The 17420-nt window shown below is 49.6% G+C and carries 16 protein-coding genes; 10 read left to right on the forward strand and 6 right to left on the reverse strand.

Annotated features, from left to right (window positions below; genetic code table 11):
* Nucleotides 1-3: 3 nt before the first annotated feature.
* On the forward strand, nt 4-2217 hold the full coding sequence (locus tag H6F94_RS31695) for an ATP-binding protein (RefSeq protein WP_199320399.1): 2214 nt from the start codon (nt 4-6) through the stop codon (nt 2215-2217).
* A gap of 335 nt (nt 2218-2552) precedes the next feature.
* Nucleotides 2553-2744 (forward strand): hypothetical protein, encoded by a 192-nt coding sequence (locus H6F94_RS13325; RefSeq protein WP_190802727.1) that lies wholly within the window; start codon nt 2553-2555, stop codon nt 2742-2744.
* A 164-nt stretch (nt 2745-2908) separates the two neighbouring features.
* Here the strand turns inward: H6F94_RS13325 and H6F94_RS13330 are convergent, their stop codons facing one another.
* Entirely contained in the window at nt 2909-3973 is a 1065-nt protein-coding gene (locus H6F94_RS13330) for a mycofactocin-coupled SDR family oxidoreductase (RefSeq protein ID WP_199320400.1), read from the reverse strand.
* Between the two features lie 676 nt (nt 3974-4649).
* Between H6F94_RS13330 and H6F94_RS13335 the strand changes: the two genes are divergently transcribed.
* A complete protein-coding gene (locus H6F94_RS13335) occupies nt 4650-4928 on the forward strand; it encodes a hypothetical protein (RefSeq protein WP_190802728.1) in 279 nt (92 codons plus the stop codon).
* A 666-nt stretch (nt 4929-5594) separates the two neighbouring features.
* Here H6F94_RS13335 and H6F94_RS32960 read toward each other — a convergent pair.
* Complete coding sequence (locus tag H6F94_RS32960; protein ID WP_313949291.1) at nt 5595-6050, reverse strand: endonuclease/exonuclease/phosphatase family protein; 456 nt, start codon at nt 6048-6050, stop codon at nt 5595-5597.
* Entirely contained in the window at nt 6038-6337 is a 300-nt protein-coding gene (locus H6F94_RS32965; RefSeq protein WP_190802730.1) for an endonuclease/exonuclease/phosphatase family protein, read from the reverse strand. The genes H6F94_RS32960 and H6F94_RS32965 overlap by 13 nt, the downstream gene beginning before the upstream one ends.
* Nucleotides 6338-6616: 279 nt before the next feature.
* On the opposite strand from H6F94_RS32965, the gene H6F94_RS13350 reads away from it, so the two are divergent.
* From H6F94_RS13350 to H6F94_RS13370, 5 genes are all read left to right on the forward strand, one after another.
* A complete protein-coding gene (locus H6F94_RS13350) occupies nt 6617-7051 on the forward strand; it encodes a DoxX family protein (protein WP_190802731.1) in 435 nt (144 codons plus the stop codon).
* Between the two features lie 141 nt (nt 7052-7192).
* The gene (locus H6F94_RS33250; protein WP_313949292.1) at nt 7193-8170 is read left to right on the forward strand and encodes an NAD(P)-dependent oxidoreductase; all 978 of its coding nucleotides are present in this window, start codon (nt 7193-7195) and stop codon (nt 8168-8170) included.
* A 262-nt stretch (nt 8171-8432) separates the two neighbouring features.
* Complete coding sequence (locus H6F94_RS13360) at nt 8433-8741, forward strand: RNA recognition motif domain-containing protein (RefSeq protein WP_190802733.1); 309 nt, start codon at nt 8433-8435, stop codon at nt 8739-8741.
* 139 nt (nt 8742-8880) lie between these two features.
* Entirely contained in the window at nt 8881-11352 is a 2472-nt protein-coding gene (locus H6F94_RS13365; RefSeq protein ID WP_190802734.1) for an ATP-dependent Clp protease ATP-binding subunit, read from the forward strand.
* Between the two features lie 306 nt (nt 11353-11658).
* A complete protein-coding gene (locus H6F94_RS13370; protein WP_190802735.1) occupies nt 11659-13242 on the forward strand; it encodes a B12-binding domain-containing radical SAM protein in 1584 nt (527 codons plus the stop codon).
* A 272-nt stretch (nt 13243-13514) separates the two neighbouring features.
* On the opposite strand, the gene H6F94_RS13375 is transcribed toward H6F94_RS13370, so the two are convergent.
* A complete protein-coding gene (locus tag H6F94_RS13375; RefSeq protein WP_190802736.1) occupies nt 13515-14186 on the reverse strand; it encodes a hypothetical protein in 672 nt (223 codons plus the stop codon).
* Nucleotides 14187-14765: 579 nt separating this feature from the next.
* Here H6F94_RS13375 and H6F94_RS13380 point away from each other — a divergent pair.
* Together H6F94_RS13380 and H6F94_RS13385 are read left to right on the forward strand one after the other, a co-directional pair.
* A complete protein-coding gene (locus H6F94_RS13380; protein WP_190802737.1) occupies nt 14766-15242 on the forward strand; it encodes a hypothetical protein in 477 nt (158 codons plus the stop codon).
* A 475-nt stretch (nt 15243-15717) separates the two neighbouring features.
* Nucleotides 15718-15936 (forward strand): DUF4278 domain-containing protein, encoded by a 219-nt coding sequence (locus tag H6F94_RS13385; protein ID WP_190802738.1) that lies wholly within the window; start codon nt 15718-15720, stop codon nt 15934-15936.
* A gap of 167 nt (nt 15937-16103) precedes the next feature.
* On the opposite strand, the gene H6F94_RS31700 is transcribed toward H6F94_RS13385, so the two are convergent.
* Nucleotides 16104-16481, reverse strand: a complete 378-nt coding sequence (locus H6F94_RS31700) for an MFS transporter (RefSeq protein ID WP_199320401.1) — start codon at nt 16479-16481, stop codon at nt 16104-16106.
* A 41-nt stretch (nt 16482-16522) separates the two neighbouring features.
* Entirely contained in the window at nt 16523-17251 is a 729-nt protein-coding gene (locus H6F94_RS31705; RefSeq protein WP_199320402.1) for an MFS transporter, read from the reverse strand.
* Between the last annotated feature and the right edge of the window lie 169 nt (nt 17252-17420).

Below are 17420 nucleotides of genomic sequence, written 5' to 3' on the forward strand. Positions count from 1 at the left end.
GTTATGTTCAACTTGAATTTAAGAGGAGAGTTGTACTGGCATCCGCTCCTGATTGTAGGAATTTACACCTTAAGTTGGTTGATATTGGACCAAGCAACTCTGATGTATGAGACGGCACCTGAGGTTGTGCTCTTCTACCCGGCGTCTGCTCTCCACTTTGTGTTGCTCTTTGTCTTTGGTCTACGCTATCTACCTGCCTTGATTGTCCCTATTCTCATCGATGGTTGGTTGTTGCCACCGATGGATTTACCGCCGCTCATTGTGCTGGTTTATGGGTTGCTAGTCACTTTGATCTACGGCGGTGTTAGCGTTTACCTATTGCGCCATCTACGTATTGACCCCCATTTGAGACGCCTGCGCGACGTGATTTGGTTTGTCCTTTGGGCAACTTTGGGTGCGCCACTGCTGCTGGCGATATTGAGCCTCACGACCTTTGCTCTGGCTGATGTTATTCCCTGGTCAAATTGGGGAGTACAGACGCTGCATTTTTGGGTGGGGGAGAGCGTTGGTGTTGCCTCTCTAGCGCCTTTTTTATTGGTTTGTGTTTGGCCTTGGGCCAACTTTGTAAGGCAGCAGGGATTCTGGCGTTGGCTTTTGAATTTACGCCGCCCCTCAGTGCCGTTGGCTTTGGAACGGTTGGCCCAGGGACTCGGCGTATTACTCGGCACCTGGATTGCCTTTGGCACCCGGTTCAGTGGCTACTCAAACTTCTTATACATCAGCTTTCTGCCAATGATCTGGATTACTGTAGCCTACGGCTTACCGGCTGCTACCGCAGTAATCCTGGTTCTCAATTCGGGTGCAGCCCTGGTTGAGGCATCACAAACTGAACCGCCTAGATTGGGGTTGGAGATGGCTGGATTTCAGTTCTGCATGCTAGCTCTCTCGCAGACGGCTCTACTATTAGGCGCGACTATAACCCGCCGAATGCAGGCCCTTAAACTGATTCAGTCGCAAATGCAAAGGGCACAACTGCTCAACAGAATCAGTCAAGCTTTAAATTCCAGTCTAGATCCAAACCATATTTTGCAGGAGATTGTCCGGCTGACGGGGGAGAACTTTGACGTCGAGCGAGTGATGCTTTATCGCTTGGGGGACGAGCAGATTCGCGTAGTCAACGAGTGGCGAGCTAATGCTGAGGTCGTCTCGGTTTTGGGTTTTGAATGCTCCCTCGCTGAGTGGCTAGATCAGCCTGATCCAGATTCTGACTTGAGGCAACGTCGACCCTTTCAAGCTCGTAATTATGCGGCCATTCCGCATTCTCCCGCTCGTTCGTTACTGATTGAACAGGCAAAAATTCGTTCGATTCTACGGGTGCCTATTTTTATTCGGGACGAGTTCTTTGGTAGTCTGTCACTGCACACCACCATAACGGAACGCAGTTTTAGCCAAGACGAGGTTGATTTATTAGAAGAAATTGCCGACCAAGCAGCCATTGCCCTCTACAACGCCCAAAGCTACGAGTGTCTTGAGCAGCTAGTGCAAGAACGGACGCAGGAATTAGAGCAAGAGAAACTGGTTTCAGAAGTGGCTAATCGTGCCAAAAGTGAGTTCCTCACTAATACAAGCCATGAGTTGCGCACACCCTTAACCAGTATTTTGGGATTCTCGCGTGTCTTGTTGCAACAGGTTTTTGGTCCGCTCAACGAGCGACAACAACGCTACCTCGAAACGGTTCTTGCTTCTGGCGAACATTTGCTGGAATTGATCAACGACCTGTTGGACTTGTCAAGTATCGAAATCGGCCGAGAAGATCTAGTTTTAGAAACTCTGTCAATTCAAGAGGTCTGTCAAAGCTGCTTGTCTTTAATGGAGGAGCGTGCTCAAAGTAAAGGTCTAACGCTGGTCTCTGACATTGCCCCGGAACTGACTACCTGTGTGGCTGACCGACGCCGCTTGCGACAAATCCTGGTCAATTTGCTGGCAAATGCAATCAAGTTTACTGAAACTGGCGCAGTGACCCTGCAAGTTGACCAAACTACAACGACCATTGACTTTAGTGTGCTTGATACTGGAATTGGCATTGCTGAGACAGATCAAGCAACTCTATTTCAACCGTTTCAGCAGTTGAACCAGGGGCTAAACCGACCGTACGAAGGGACAGGCTTGGGCCTGGCTTTATCACAGCACTTGGCTCAGTTACAGGGCGGCAAGATTATACTGCAATCGCAGTTGGGTAAGGGCAGCCGCTTTACCCTGCATCTGCCTAAGCAGTAAGGCAAAAATCGGCACTGGTTAGTTTGAGCAGTGCTTCAGACCCCAAAAGAAGTTTCTAAAAAAGTAGTCAAAAGCACTTGCAAGAGTCGTCCTGTTCTTCTATTCTTTGAACCCAGTCCGACGCGACAAGCACCGTCTAGGGATGATACTGACATCCCTAGGCAGCTAACCCTCAAGCTGAGCAACCCAGCCCGAAGGCTAGAGGGAAGTTTAACACTCCCTAACCCTTCTCACCTTTAGGTCTGTGCAGCCAAAAGGATTGCGGCGAAGGACAGCCGGGGGCAGTGCCTTTACACTGACCCCCCTTCTTCCCCACAGTTTGGAGCATTCATACAATGTGGACTACTTTCGGCTGCGTACCTGTAGGGGGTACTTTCTATCACCTCGGCCATTGCGCCATCAAACTCAGCAACGGTGGTATTAACACACCAGGCAAATTCAAATGGCAAGCAGAATCCGACCATCCTGGCTGGGAGATCTACAACGGCCCTCGCGTCTTTTTCCTTGACGCTAACCAAACCAGCTAGCCTAAGCCGCAAAGATTAGAGCTGTCATCTTCTGTATTTCTATAGGGCGAGAAGACCTCGCCCTACAATAATTCTGTTGAGTAGCTGCCAGTAGCCTCTACTTCCATATCAGGATCTTTGGCAGCTCACCCCAACAGGTTAGTTATGCTGCGGTTTGTGAGTTCTTAGGAGTTCCACCGGACGTTAGCCCCTGCTGCAATATCCATTGCTTCACCCGTAACTCGGTAAGCGTCTGGCGAGCAAAAGAAAGGAACGCCTGCGGCAACATCTTCTGGTTCAATTAAGCCCACGTCCTGAGCGTTGAGGCTATTTCGTAGGTAGTTGTCAATTGCAGCCGGACTGGGATTCTTAGGATCAGCCCAGGTCAATGTTGCCTCATTAATAATCATCGGAGTGCGAACACCGGTTGGATTGATTGCATTCACCGTAATTCCTTCCTTGGCATACTCAACGGCTGCACATTTAACCAGTCCTAGCACGCCCCACTTGGAGGCATTGTAACTAGCAGACTGAGCAGAGCCAAATCGGCTATTGCAGGAGTTAATTACGACAATTCGACCATAACGCCGTTCCCGCATGTGGGGGATGACAGCTTGCATGGATTTCGCAACACCGCTCAAGTTAACAGCAATCACATCATCCCATTCTGCATCTGACATCTCATGCAGCCATCCAAACGTGAGGACTCCAGCATTGGCAACGAGAATATCTACTTTACCGAAGCCATCAATCGTTCGTTTAACAACATTTTCCATTTGTTGTCGGCTGCGAACATCTGCCTGTACTGATAAGGCTCGTACCCCTTGGGCTTCAACTAAGCGGATAGTTTCTGCCATGTCTTGAGACTTTGCCAGTGGATAGGGAACCGAGGTGATTTGGCCAGCAATATCGCAGATGGCAACATCAGCTCCTTCTTTGGCAAGTCGCACAGCAACCGCCCGTCCGATACCTCTAGCTGCACCCGTTACGATTGCCACTTGGCCACTCAGAGGTTTGTTGTTCCTGGTTGGCTGACCTTGATTTTGAGCAACTGTAGCACTCGCTGCCTGCGCCACTGGTTCTGGGGTTGAATCCGTAGCTCTTGCGACTGAAGAGTTCACGGTTGCTCCCAACGCACTTGCGCCAAGGGCTGCACTACTGATTCCCATCGTTTTGAGAAGACGACGGCGTGAGGCACTTTTATTTGAACTGGCTGACTGGATCCAGCTAAATAGATTACCAAGGTTCATAGATAGACTCTTCTAGGTCGTTTGGATCTTGTTACTTGCGGCTTTCGTCGTCTCTATTGCTGGCCCACAAATGCATCATCCCAGGAAACCTTCCGATATGTCTTGAAAGTTCTTGCTCAATTTAAAAGTGTTCTTGCTCAATTTAGAAGCATTGATCAGTGTCATTGATCAGTGCCTTTAACCAGTGACACCGATCAATGACACTGATTAAAGGCAACGAGCAAATGCTTTTGGAGCCATGTCGAAGGCGCGTCGAAACGCGTTGAAAAATGCGTCTGGTCAAAGAACCCTACAGCATGGGCAATTTTTATAAGTAAAGACAGAGCCAGCTGGTGCCGCAAAAAATCCTTGCCCAGGTTTTGAATCGATCAGATTGATCTTGCTCTGTAACGGCATTAGCAATTTTTGTTCACAGTAGGACTTCTCAATAAATACTGACCTGGGATCATTGTGCTGGAGATCTCCCATTTTTCCAGAAGCAATTGCCCTACCCATTGCCTCTCTCAGCCCTATCCCGGCAACAGATGCAGCAACAATAATCTGCTCAGTAGCGCTTCTACTGAAAGAGGTATGTTATGTAACAAAATGTATTTTAAACTACATATACAAGGCTATTGCTGCAACTGCTTGGCTTCCTGAGAACCCAAGCGAGGAGCACCTGATGAGGAGTGTTGAGATGGCACCACACGAAGACCAGTCACTAACCGGTGCCGACGCCTCTGGTAACCTTGGCAGCAAAGAGGAACCTCAATCCGTTCCGCCTCGATCAGTGGGCAACTACAGTGACATCAGCCAGGATCTTCAGGACATGAAGCAGGAGCTTCAACAAACCCGAGGCGAACTTGGTACGATGCGCTCTGATCTCAAACAGACTCGACAAGAACTCGAAGCCACTCGGCAAGCATTTAACAAAATTTTTGAAGAGCTTAAACAGCTCAATGAACCACAGTCTTAGGCTTAGGGCCTACACGGTAGGCCCTAAACTTATTTGATGGAATTCAGCTAGATTGTATGAGAAGGCATCATGTCATTTCAATCTACGCTTTGGAACTAGGGCTCAGAAACATCGGTCGCTTCAGAATTGGAGCACGCTGCTTTCAGCCAGTTCAAAATTAAACTATGTTTTGAATTTTACTATTGAGATGCTTACTTTTTGCCAACGTTTTATCTAAGTTAGTCTTCGTTCTTGAAATGTCTGCTCGCAAGAATCTAGCATCCTCGGCAGTTTTATTTAAGCGGGCTCTCAACTCCGCAATTTCTGATTGCAGCTCCATTTCTCTATAGACTTCGGCTCTGAGCTGGCCCAGGTCTGCTATGAGCTTGAGGAAATTCATCGACCTGCACCCCTCTTCGATTCGGTTTGGGTTCCGCTTACTCTTAACCCTTCCCTAGAGTCCCAGCCAAATCAGGAAGCCTCGTCAGCCAAAAGGAATAGAAAGTATTGAAGAAAACATAAAATTTTAAGGGGATTTGGAAGCTTTCTCTTGTTTTGTTGCCAACACATCATTTGCATCAAGAAGATCCACTATTGAGCCGCTTGAAACACTACTGCTAGCACTTCTACTTCACGAACTCAAGCTGAAATTCCTGTTTCCGCTTGAAGATAAATATTCAAATTCTTTCAACTTAAATCCAGCGTCACCAACAGACCGAAGTGATCGGAAACCTGGTCATTTACCCCACCATCCGCGACCCGTTCTAGGGCCTTCACCCAAGGCTCGACTGTTGCATCTGCCCACACGTAATCAATCCGAATCTGAGGCTGGAAGGACTGAAACGTATAGCCAGGTTCATCGGCGTAAAAGCGCTGCCACTGGTCCTGCCAACCAGCATCTCGCAAGTTCTGCAAGGGTTCAGCGTCCGGTGTGGCGTTGAAGTCTCCCACTAGCAGCTTTGGCCCCGAAAAAGACGCCAAAAAAGGCAACGCCTCAGCAATATTGGCAGCAAACGCAGGTTGGCTGTAGCTGAAGTGAGCATTGAACAGATGCAGCAAACCACCGGCCTGTTCGAGGGCAGTATGCATTACTAGCCGCACTGTAGGATCCGTTCCCGTAGTATCAGCCGCTAGCAAAAACACTTTGGGTGAATCGGCAAAAGGCAGCCGCGACAAAACTGCGAGCCATCCCAACTACTCGTTGAGTGCGGTGTAGTGCCCTGCCAGAAGCTGTGGGGGTAGTCGGTTAGTTGTTGCTGAAGTTGCTCAGCCTGGTGTACAGGTTCGACTGCTGGGTCGTGGCGCACTGCTTGCAAGGCAATGACATCGGGATTGAGTGATTTAATCAGCCGACAGATGCGTTCCCGCCGTTCGTGCCAAGGAGCAACCTCATCTTGGTAGTTCTGAATATTGAGCGTGAGGATGCGCATACCCAGCCTCTAATCTCTTGAAAGACACTTCGAAGAGATTCGGGCAAACTGGCTCTGCAAGCACCCTCCCTTCGGTAGAGGAGATTGGCAAGGCAGTTGGGCATGAGGAATGTGTAAGCAATCCGGCGACAGCGTTGGCGCTCAGCTTTGAACTTATAGCAATCCTGGAGCAGTACTTTTTAACTTGGAGTAGGGGTGCACAGCTCGCCAGAAGGGTGAGGGAGAAAGGTTGCCTAGACCAGACAATAAAACTAGTTCTAGTTAGCTGCTCAGGCAAAAATGGCACAACCCCTTAACCTTGGCAATCGATATCAAGAGATCTTCCGAGTCATTCTTTCGGTAGCACTAATCATCATAGGAACGCTGCACTTTGCTAAATCGGAGCCTTTCGTCCGCATCGTTCCAGGTTTCCTCCCCCATCCTTTAGCCCTGGTCTATATCAGCGGTTTCTTCGAAATTTTGGGTGCAATTGGACTACTAATTCCACCGGTCAGTCGTGCGGCTGCCTGGGGATTAATTGCGCTGTTCATTGCTGTTTTCCCAGCTAACATCAACATGACAATTAACAACATTCCAATCGAAGGAATTCCCCAAAATCAGTTCCTTTACTGGGCAAGGCTTCCCATGCAAGCCGTCTTGATTGGCTGGGCTTGGTTGTATACCCGAAAGTCCCAAGAACAAATCCAGAAATCTAGCCTAGGCCACGATTTCTAGTTTTTCACGAACGACTGAAGCAATTATCCTAACGACATTTCCAAATGGAGCGTTCTAAGATGAGCCTTCTAAGACAGGTGTTCTAAGACAGGTAGAGTACACTGATGCCGAACGCTTTGAACTAACCGATAACAAGGCTGCATCAGTGCAGACAGGGAGAACAGGCAGATGAAAGTGGGATTCATCGGGCTTGGCAGCATGGGTGGGGCGATGGCGCAAAACCTTTTGACCGCTGGGCATGAACTGACAGCCTATAACCGCACCCGTAGCGCTGCTGACCCCTTGCAATCTGCAGGCGCTCGGGTGGTGGCTTCTCCTGCTGAAGCCGCGCGGGAGGCAGAGGTAGTCGTCACCATGCTGGCGAATGACACAGCCGTCGAAGCTGTGATTTGGGGGACAGAAGAAACGCCAGGCGTCCTAAGCACCCTCAAACCCCAAGCCGTGCATGTCTCCATGAGTACGATTAGCCTCGCCCTCTCCCAACGCTTGGCCGAAGCCCATGCCGCAGTCGGGCAAGTTTACCTGGCCGCTCCCGTGTTTGGCCGTCCCGAAGCAGCAACAGCGGCTAAGCTCTGGGTTGTGGCTTCAGGCAACTCTGAAGCAATCGACCGTTGTCGCCCCTTGTTTGATGCCATTGGTCAGGGCGTTTTCACAGTAGGAGAGGAACCCTGGGCAGCCAACGTGGTGAAACTGAGCGGCAATTTTCTGATTGCCTCAGTTTTAGAGAGCCTCAGTGAAGCCTTTGTGCTGGTGCAAAAGTCCGGCGTGCCCCCTCAACAATTCCTGGAAATCATCAACACAGCCTTATTCAAATCGCCGCTCTACCAGAACTACGGCACTCTCATTGCAGAAGAACGATACGAACCAGCAGGGTTCAAACTCAAGCTAGGACTCAAGGATGTAGGGTTGGTGCTTGAAGCCGCTGAGGCAGTAGCCGTGCCTATGCCGGTAGCGAGCTTGATAAGGGACCATTTTCTCTCAGCGGTTGCCAAAGGCTATGGCGAAAATGACTGGGCTGGCTTGGGCCGTATCAACGCCGAGAATGCTGGTCTTGAATCCCTGTCCGGATCTTCAAGCTCTGAATATTCAAGCAGTGTAGAAACCTCTACTCAGCCCTGATACTTATTTGGGTAGTTGACAAAGGGCAAAGTAGCTTAGCTTTCTTGATTCAAACGGCGACTTCTAATCAAGATCGAGAGCTGCAACGCTGAGAAATCCTAAATCTTGGCAAGAGTGTCACATCTTTAAAAATAGAGCAGTTTCCTTTAAATAAGTTATATTGAGTGCAAGACTTAAGTCGGTCAAAGACTTGGTCAACTACAACAGTTGCTCAACCCTTCTCCGATCTAGCTCCTAACCCTTTGGATTAGAGGTAGGTTTTATGAGCATTTATGTTGGCAATCTTCCCAGTGAAATCACTATCTTTGATTTGAATAAATTATTTTCTGAATATGGGGAGGTTCTGCTGGTGCAGCTCCCCACAGAACGCAGCACAGGCCGCAGCTGTGGCTTTGCTCTGGTCGACATGAAGGTGGACACTGAAGCAGAGGCAGCGATTGATGCGCTTGATGGCTTTAAGGTGGTGGGACGCTATCTCAGGGTCAAAAAAGATCATCATCAAGATTTTCGGGGTGCGACTGGCAGCTTTGGTGGTGGTGACGGCAATTACTTTAACCACCAGCTTTACTAACCAGGACTGCCGAATTTAAATCGGTTGACCGAGTAAATTGATCGAGTAATCTGGCAGTTCACTCGATTATTCAACTCAGAAACCCATTTCCGTGAGTTCTGACGCGGTTTAGGTTTAATCAATTTAGAGCAAGCACTATATGTTTGAACATTTCACAGAAAAAGCTGTTAGGGCGATTATGTTAGCCCAGGAAGAATCTCGAAGCCTAGGACACAACTTTGTAGGCACCGAGCAACTTCTAGTGGGCTTAATTAGTGAGGGGACAGGGGTTGCTGCCCAGGTTTTGAAGTCTTTAGACATTGATTTGCCCAAAGCTCGACGGGAGGTCGAGAAAATCGTGGGTCGGGGCACTGGCGTTATTAAGTCCGAAATTGCGTTCACGCCCCGTAGCCGACATGTTCTGGAGCAGGCTCTAGAAGAGTCCCGTCAGTTGGGCCACGATTACGTGGGCACCGAACACCTGCTTTTGAGCCTAGTGAATGGTGGGGAAGGGGTTGCCGCGAAAGTCATCGAGAGCTTGGGCGCGGACCCCTGGCAGGTCCGGGCTCAGGTATTTCAGGCTATTGAAAAGGCCCCGCTGAGCCTAGCTAGCGGTCGGCAAAAACCTAAAAAAAGCTCTATGCTCGACCAGTTTGGGGTCAATTTAACCGAGATGGCTGCCCTGGGCAAACTTGACCCTGTGGTAGGCCGTGCCCGAGAAGTGGAACGCATGATCCAGATTCTGGGCCGCCGTACCAAGAACAACCCAGTGCTCATTGGGGAACCAGGGGTGGGTAAAACAGCCCTGGCTGAAGGACTGGCCCAACGGATCGCCAATCGGGACGTGCCTGAGGTTCTGGCAGACAAGCGAGTGATCGCGCTGTCTATAGGTTCACTGTTGGCAGGCACCAAGTACCGGGGCGATTTTGAAGAGCGACTCAAGACGATCGTGACGCAGATTCGTGACGCTGGTGATGTAATTCTGGTGATTGACGAATTACATACGCTAGTTGGGGCAGGAGCAGTGGAAGGGTCTTTGGACGCGGCCAACCTGCTCAAGCCTGCGCTGGCTCGGGGTGAGTTGCAATGCATTGGCGCAACCACTCTCGACGAATACCGCCAGTACATCGAGCGAGATGCGGCGCTAGAGCGGCGCTTCCAGCCGGTGATGATTGGTGAACCCAGTGTTGCCGAAACAATTGAGATCTTGCATGGCCTGCGAGAGCGCTATGAGCAGCACCATCGGCTGCGGATCGCTGATAGCGCCCTAGTGGCTGCAGCCGAATTGTCAGACCGCTATATCTCCGACCGCTTTCTGCCAGACAAAGCCATTGACCTGATCGATGAAGCGGGGTCTCGGGTTCACATTCTCAACTCGGCGCCATCCTCTGTCTCCAAGCTGAGTCAGGAACTGCGACAAGTGGTGCGAGACAAGGAGGATGCGGCTCGCTCCCAGAATTTTGTGCAAGCTAGAACCCTCCTGGAGCGTGAACTAGCAATCCAAACTGAACTGGGGACACAGGCTAAAGATCAGCAGTCAAAATCAGAGACGGTGACTGCCGCCGTAGCCCCGATTGTGGGTGTAGAGGACATCGCCCAGATTGTGGCAGCTTGGACGGGTGTGCCGGTCAGTAAGCTTACAGAATCTGAGTCTGAGCAACTGCTGAATCTAGAAGACAATCTGCATCAACGGCTAATTGGACAACAAGCAGCGGTTCAGGCAGTTGCCCGTGCCCTTCGGCGATCAAGGGTTGGTCTCAAAAACCCTAACCGGCCGATTGCTAGTTTTCTGTTTTCCGGTCCCACAGGCGTTGGCAAGACTGAGCTGACTAAATCCTTGGCGGCCTACTGCTTCGGCTCCGAAGAAGCCATGGTCCGCCTAGATATGTCGGAATTTATGGAGCGCCACACCGTTGCCAAACTGATTGGTTCCCCACCGGGCTATGTAGGCTACAACGAAGGCGGTCAGCTGACCGAAGCGGTTCGCCGTAAGCCCTATACGGTAGTGCTATTCGACGAGATTGAGAAAGCCCACCCCGATGTGTTTAACCTGCTGCTGCAAATCCTCGAGGACGGTCGCCTGACCGATGCTAAGGGACGCACGGTGGACTTCAAGAACACCATGTTGATTATGACCTCCAACATTGGTTCTAAGGCGATTGAGAAAGGGGGCAGTGGCCTCGGTTTCGCAGTCGATGAAAACCAAGCTGAGGGGCAGTACAAGCGCATTCTGCAAAGCGTGAACGCGGAACTAAAGGACTATTTTCGTCCAGAATTCCTCAACCGTCTCGATGAGAGTATTGTCTTCCGTCCCCTAACCCGAGACGAAGTGAAGCAAATTGCCGATATCTTACTACGGGAAGTCATTGAGCGCTTGGTCGAGCAAGAGATTAGCCTAGAGGTCACTGAACGCTTCAAAGACCATTTAGTCGAAACTGGGTATAACCCCAGTTATGGAGCGAGACCGCTGCGTCGAGCCATCACCCGTTTATTAGAAGACAGTTTGGCAGAGGCGATCCTTTCTGGTGTCATCAAAACAGCAGACACAGTCGTGGTTGATGTGGATGCTGAGGGCCAGGTCAAAGTAAAAGTCAAAGCTCCCCAGGCTGAAAAGCAAGCGGCTTTGCTCTAAGGGCCTATCTAGAGACTAGAGACTCAGAGGTCCAGAGACTCAAATCAAGCAACTCAATGCAGGGATTTATTAAGACAACCTGTGTTGAGCATTGCTGAGCCTCCTCATTAAGTCAACAACTCTTTAAGTAAGCACTGATTGAAACTCAGAGCTGGATGACTAGAATCCTACTAACCCAAAACCTTTGACTCATGCTGTCTAATGCAAAATGTCTGAGTTTTGGGTTCAGTTTGTTTCAGATTACTTCACAGGTCTGGACAAGCTCAGTTGGGGGGATGCCAATCTAGCCGTTTATAGCAGATTTCCATGAAAGCACTTCTCCTCTATCCCCGTTTTCCACAAACCTTTTGGTCCTATGACCGCTTTATGGAGATGGCAGGACTCAAGGCCTTTATTCCGCCTCTGGGTCTAATTACCGTTGCTCCTTTGTTACCTGAAGATTGGCAAATTCGCTTTTATGACCGCAATGTCAGTTTAGAAACTGAGGAGGACTGGCAGTGGTGCGATATTGTCATCCTCTCTGCCATGCTGGCCCAAAAGCAAGACTTCCACACGCTGATTCAAAAGGCAGTGCAGTTAGGCAAGAAAGTGGCTGTGGGTGGTCCCTATCCAACTTCTACGCCTGAAGAGGCACTAGATTCAGGCGCTCACTACTTGATTCTGGATGAAGGCGAACTCACCGTTCCGAAGTTTCTAGAGGCGTTGGCGCAAGGCGAAAGCCAAGGCACTTTTCGCTCAACCGAGAAGCCAGATATTACTCTGAGTCCGCTGCCGCGATTTGATCTGCTCCAGCGGCAGGATTATTTTATGATGGCCATTCAGTTCTCGCGCGGCTGTCCCTTTAATTGCGAGTTCTGTGACATTATTACCCTCTACGGTCGCAAACCGCGTACCAAAGAACCGGCCCAAACCTTGGCAGAACTCCAACGGCTTTATGACTTGGGCTGGCGAGGACCTGTTGCCATTATTGATGACAACTTTATTGGCAATCAGCGCAATGTCAAACGGATGCTGCGCGAGCTGATTCCCTGGATGCAGAGCCATAATTATCCGTTCACCTTCTTAACTGAGGCTTCGGTCAACCTTGCAGAAGATGATGAACTGCTAGAGCTGATGTCTCAAGCTGGCTTTTTTGGTGTGTTCTTGGGCATCGAAACGCCAGATCAAGACAGCCTTGAAGTTACGCAGAAATTCCAAAACACTCGTAAGCCTTTAGTTGAAGCTTGCCAGAAGATTAACCAGGCAGGTTTGTTGATCTATTCCGGGTTTATCATCGGCTTCGACAGCGAACGTCCAGGAGCAGGCGAGCGGATTCAAGCCTTTGTTGAAGAAACTAACATTCCTCAGCCGATGCTGGGTATCCTGCAAGCTTTGCCTAACACTGCTCTGTGGCAACGCTTGCAGCAAGAGGGGCGATTGGCTCAAGCCCAACCTTTAGAAGGGGACCAAAATTCTCTAATGAATTTCACACCCACGCGTCCGATTGACCAAATCGCTAGGGAATATGTGCAGGCAATTTGGTCGATGTATGAGCCCCAGAATTATCTGCGTCGGTGCTTGCAGCAATGTCTCAGCATCACTGTTCCTCCCAACCGCAAGCAGTCTGGTTACTTTCCCTTGGACAAGGGGCTGCGTCTGGTAGCCCAGCTTTTCTGGCATCAGGGACTGCGCCGTTCTGAATTGCGGGCTCAATTTTGGCAACAGCTTTGGTTGCTCCTACGCTTGAAGCCACAGTTGTTAGGGCTGTATTTGGGCCTGTGTGCGGCTGGCGAGCATTTCTTTGAATATCGAGTCTTAGTGCGAGACCGGATCAGCGAGCAATTAGGCTTTGATCCCTTAATTCCAGCCCGGCAACCCGTTAGCGCCCTATTGGAGGAAACCGTTGTCTAGAGCTAGCCTGCTGCCCTAACTAGCTCGTAACAACCATAGATTGGTTCATCCCACAGGAACGAAAACTCCTGTGGGAATTTAGGGCATGCGCGCAGAGAATAGCTCGTAAAGAAGTGGCTGGAAAACGAAATATCAGGATTGATCCATCGAGATGCTTAGGCAGGAGCATTTTAAGTGTCTGAGATGCAGGGCAGTGAACGATACTAGGTTAGCCGAGAAGATTGGGAAGTTGCTGAATTGAGTCTGAGGAAGCTCAGAAGAGGTTCACTAGTTCAATAGTCCTTTAAGGCTAGACAGGCAAATTGCAAGGATAGAGCGGCGTTCATTTCAAATAACTCTTCGACAAACATCAAGGGAGGGAAATCATGCGGACCTAAGAGACCAAAATCAATCAAGGTAGCGATAAACACGAAAGCTAGAGCAGTCGCCAAGAATTTAAGCGGAGGATAGTCTTGTAAAGCCTGTAAGGCCATGCCAGAACGCACAGAGGGGTAATACCTCTTGATTAATCTAACGAGCCCAACCCCTAGGGCACAAAGAATAATCACGAGTGAGAAAAACAGGAGATAATTACTATGCCTAATTGAATGATGCAGTAGGTGATCGACTGAATCAAGCAGTCCATGAAATGAGTCGATCTTAAAACCATAAATCTTAGGAATATGAAGCTTGAATAGACGTTCGCCAAAGCTCAGCTCATCAAGAAGGCCGATCAAGCTGATTACTGGAATTGCAAAATAAAACCGGTGACGAATTTTTCGAGATCGGGCAATCATGATGGCTCCTGCTAGGAAGCCAGTGAAAAATAGAGTTGCTGAAAGGTTTTCCATGAACCGATCTTCCCCAATAAACTCTCCTGCCAAACTTGGAACCATTACAAAGAGAATTGAAAACACTAGAATATTAAGAGTCGCAATAGCTTTGTAAATTTCGCTCAATACCATGAACACACCTCATAGGTTAATTTTAGATTAAAATAGTATAATGCCAGAGTTAAAACCTTGGCTAGAAGAATCATCAATTGGCTGCCCTCACCAGCTCAAAGTAGGTACTTGAAATCGAGGCGAGATCAACTGTCAAGGGACATTCTTGTCGCCGATCAAATTGATATCTCAGTCCCAGTAACTTCAACCCAGATCATTTTTACAACAAAGATTTCGTAACTGTGAGAAAGGGCTTCATACCTACATGAAGCCCTTTCTCTGATTCTGCTATCGGCAATAAGTTCCCAGATATAAAGACAGAGTATCAATGCAAAGTGCGCAGATTAAAACTAGGGCCTCAGCAAGTACCCCTTGTCAGGTAGTGCAGTCCGCCCTAGACCGGTGCCTGCCGTGGCGTTGAGCGCTGTCTGCCCGCTAGTCTTCTCCATAGTTCCATCTCGGTAACTCCATACCAGAGGGCTTTCCACCTCTTACCAGCACTCCTCTAAGATTCTTTTGCTCAGACTGTTGACACTCAAACTGTTTAGGTCTACATTAAGGACATCGAGAGTTCGAGTCCAAACAGTCTGAGGAAAGAACATGAAAACTACCCTTCGCAACACTGCTCTAGTCGCCCTCTTCACCCTTGGTCTAGCCTCCACTGCTCAAGCCAATGGCATTCCCCAGAAGGTCCGCGAGCACTTCGAAACTGCTGCCATTCCCGCTCAAGTCCGCGACCATATGTTGACTGCCGAGATTCCTCAGCAGCTGCGGGACCACCTCCTGACCGCCTCCGCTGACATCACTGGTCCTTCTGATGCTCAATACAGCGTGCGTAACCTGCAAGCTGCGATTCCTGACAAGCTGCGCCAGCGGTTTGAGACAGCTGAGATTCCCCAACAACTGAGAGACCATCTCTTGACCGCTTCGGCTGATGTGATTGGTCCTTCTGATGCTCAATACAGCGTACGTAACCTGCAAGCCGCGATTCCGACTCAGGTACGTGACCACTTGTTAACTGCCTCTGCTAGCCCTAAAGCCAACGGTTACGATACAGGTCTGATTCAGCAGGCTTAAGTTACCTCTGGTTGCAGTTCCTTAATTTGCAGTCAGGGTAGTCGTCAAAGCCACTTACGACATTGACGATGTCAATTAGGCTTATAGCTTAAGCTTACGGCTTGACCCAATAGACCTTCAGGCTCCGACTTGCCAGCAGGGCAAATTGATGCTGCCTAAACCAAGAGCCACCTTATTTTAAGGCTTCAACTGGGCTTCCTTTCGCCAGTACCTATCAGCCTAACTGCGTCAGCTTAAGCATTACTTAAGTTTGGTGCAAATCCGCCACAACTGCTCCGCAGCATCCTTAATCTATATCGTCAACCTATATCGTCTGCATAACTGGCTGGACCTAACCCTATAGATCAACAGAGGGCAATCGAGAAGAGAGCTCTTTAATCCCAAAGCCAACGATCCAATCGAACGAGCTAAACACCAGCAACGACTGCTCCACGAGCCCCAATCATCCACCTTACTCAACCTGGAGACTAAAATTATGCAACTCTCTTACCGTGGCATTGCTTATAACTCCGCTACCTCTGCCGTTAAGGTGACCTCAGGTCAGACCGTTGGTCAGTATCGAGGTGCAGCCCTGAGAGCACAACGTTTCACCCTGCCTTTAACCTACAAATTTTCTGTAGGCACACAGTACCGAGGTGTAGGCTCCCAGTCTGTTGCAACTTCTTCTGGCTCGAATCTAGCTAGCAGCTTTTAGACAGCAGTTGTCTTCTTAACGCTATAGCAAATCCAAATACCAGAAACCATCAGCAATTGGCCTAAGCTGAAAATGTTCGCAGGACATTGTACGTTTTTAGATTAACCTTAAGGCCGTTTCCAATCACAGTTTTTTCTAGCCACAGTTCAAAGTAAAAAGGCTCTGAGTTACTTGCTCCAAAAAGCCAGTATCAGACCAACCGTTAGCAATTGCACAAACACAACTAAGGCGACACAAGCAGGCCAACCGCCTGCCGACCAAAAAAGACCCGGTACTATTGCCCCAACACTGCCGCCGATGTAGTAGAAGGTCAAATAAAGCCCAGCCGCAGAAGATCGAGCGTAGCCAGCTGCAACCCCTACATAGCTAGTTGCAGCAGACTGACAGATAAAGATACCCGTTGCAAAGATTGCTAGACCAATAATCACTAACCAGAGTGTCAGCCATAGGGTCAGCAAAATGCCTAAACAGCCGGTAGCCGTTGCGGCAGTAGAGGCTAACCGATAGCCGAAGCGGTCGATCCACTTACCTGCAATTGGCGTCACAATCACACCGAGTAGGTAAACGCAAAAAATTGAGCCGAGTGCTACTGTTCCCAAGCCAACGGTGGTGCAGCCAGGTAGAAATTAACATAGGTAAAGACAGCAACAATCGCAAACAGCACATTAAATCCAGCCGTGTAGGCAGCAATCAAACGCGGATTGCGCAAATGAGCTGACATTGCTCGTAGTGACGCCAATACATTTTTCTGGCGCACAAACCGGCGAGAGGCTGGCAACCAGGCCCAAACAGCTAAGCCTCCCAGGAAATTTAAGCAACCCAGCATCACAAACACCCAGCGCCAACCCCAATGAGCGGCAACCACCCCTGCAAGGAAGCGGCCTGAAAAGCCACCAATCACGTTGCCGGTCACATAGGTAGCCATTACCGAGCCAACTCCCAACCCCGCCCATTCCTCGGTGATGTAAGCAATTGTCACCGCGAAGATACCAGGCATTGCCAGCCCCTGAGCGAAGCGCCAGCCAATCAGCTCTGGCAGTCCTGAGGCCGTGGCAGCCAGCAGCGTTGGCACAGCCAGAACTAGAATGGCAGCTGTAATCACGCGTTTGCGCCCCAAAGTATCAGCGAACAGACCTACTAAGGGCGCGGCGATGGCCACAGCGATCGTGGTCGCGCTGATCATCAGGCTCACCTCGCCTTCGCTTGCCTGAAAGACCTGAGTGAACAGAGGCAGCAGCGACTGAGGCGCGTAGAGATCAAGAAAGGTGCAAAAGCCTGCCAAAGCAACGGCGAAGGTTCGCCGATCAATCTTCATGGAAGTTTCAGCGCTAGCAATGTTCAGAGCCAACAGTTTAACGCGGTAACTCAGAGTAAAACCTGAGCTTGGGCAAACGTTTTGAGGTGTTCTGAAGCGAAGCAATACCTGACAAAACTCAGCTGCCTATTACAACTGCCTATCCCATCGGTAGATTTTCTTTACTCAG

Origin of the sequence: Leptolyngbya sp. FACHB-261 (assembly GCF_014696065.1) — a bacterium.
GTDB lineage: Bacteria > Cyanobacteriota > Cyanobacteriia > FACHB-261 > FACHB-261 > FACHB-261.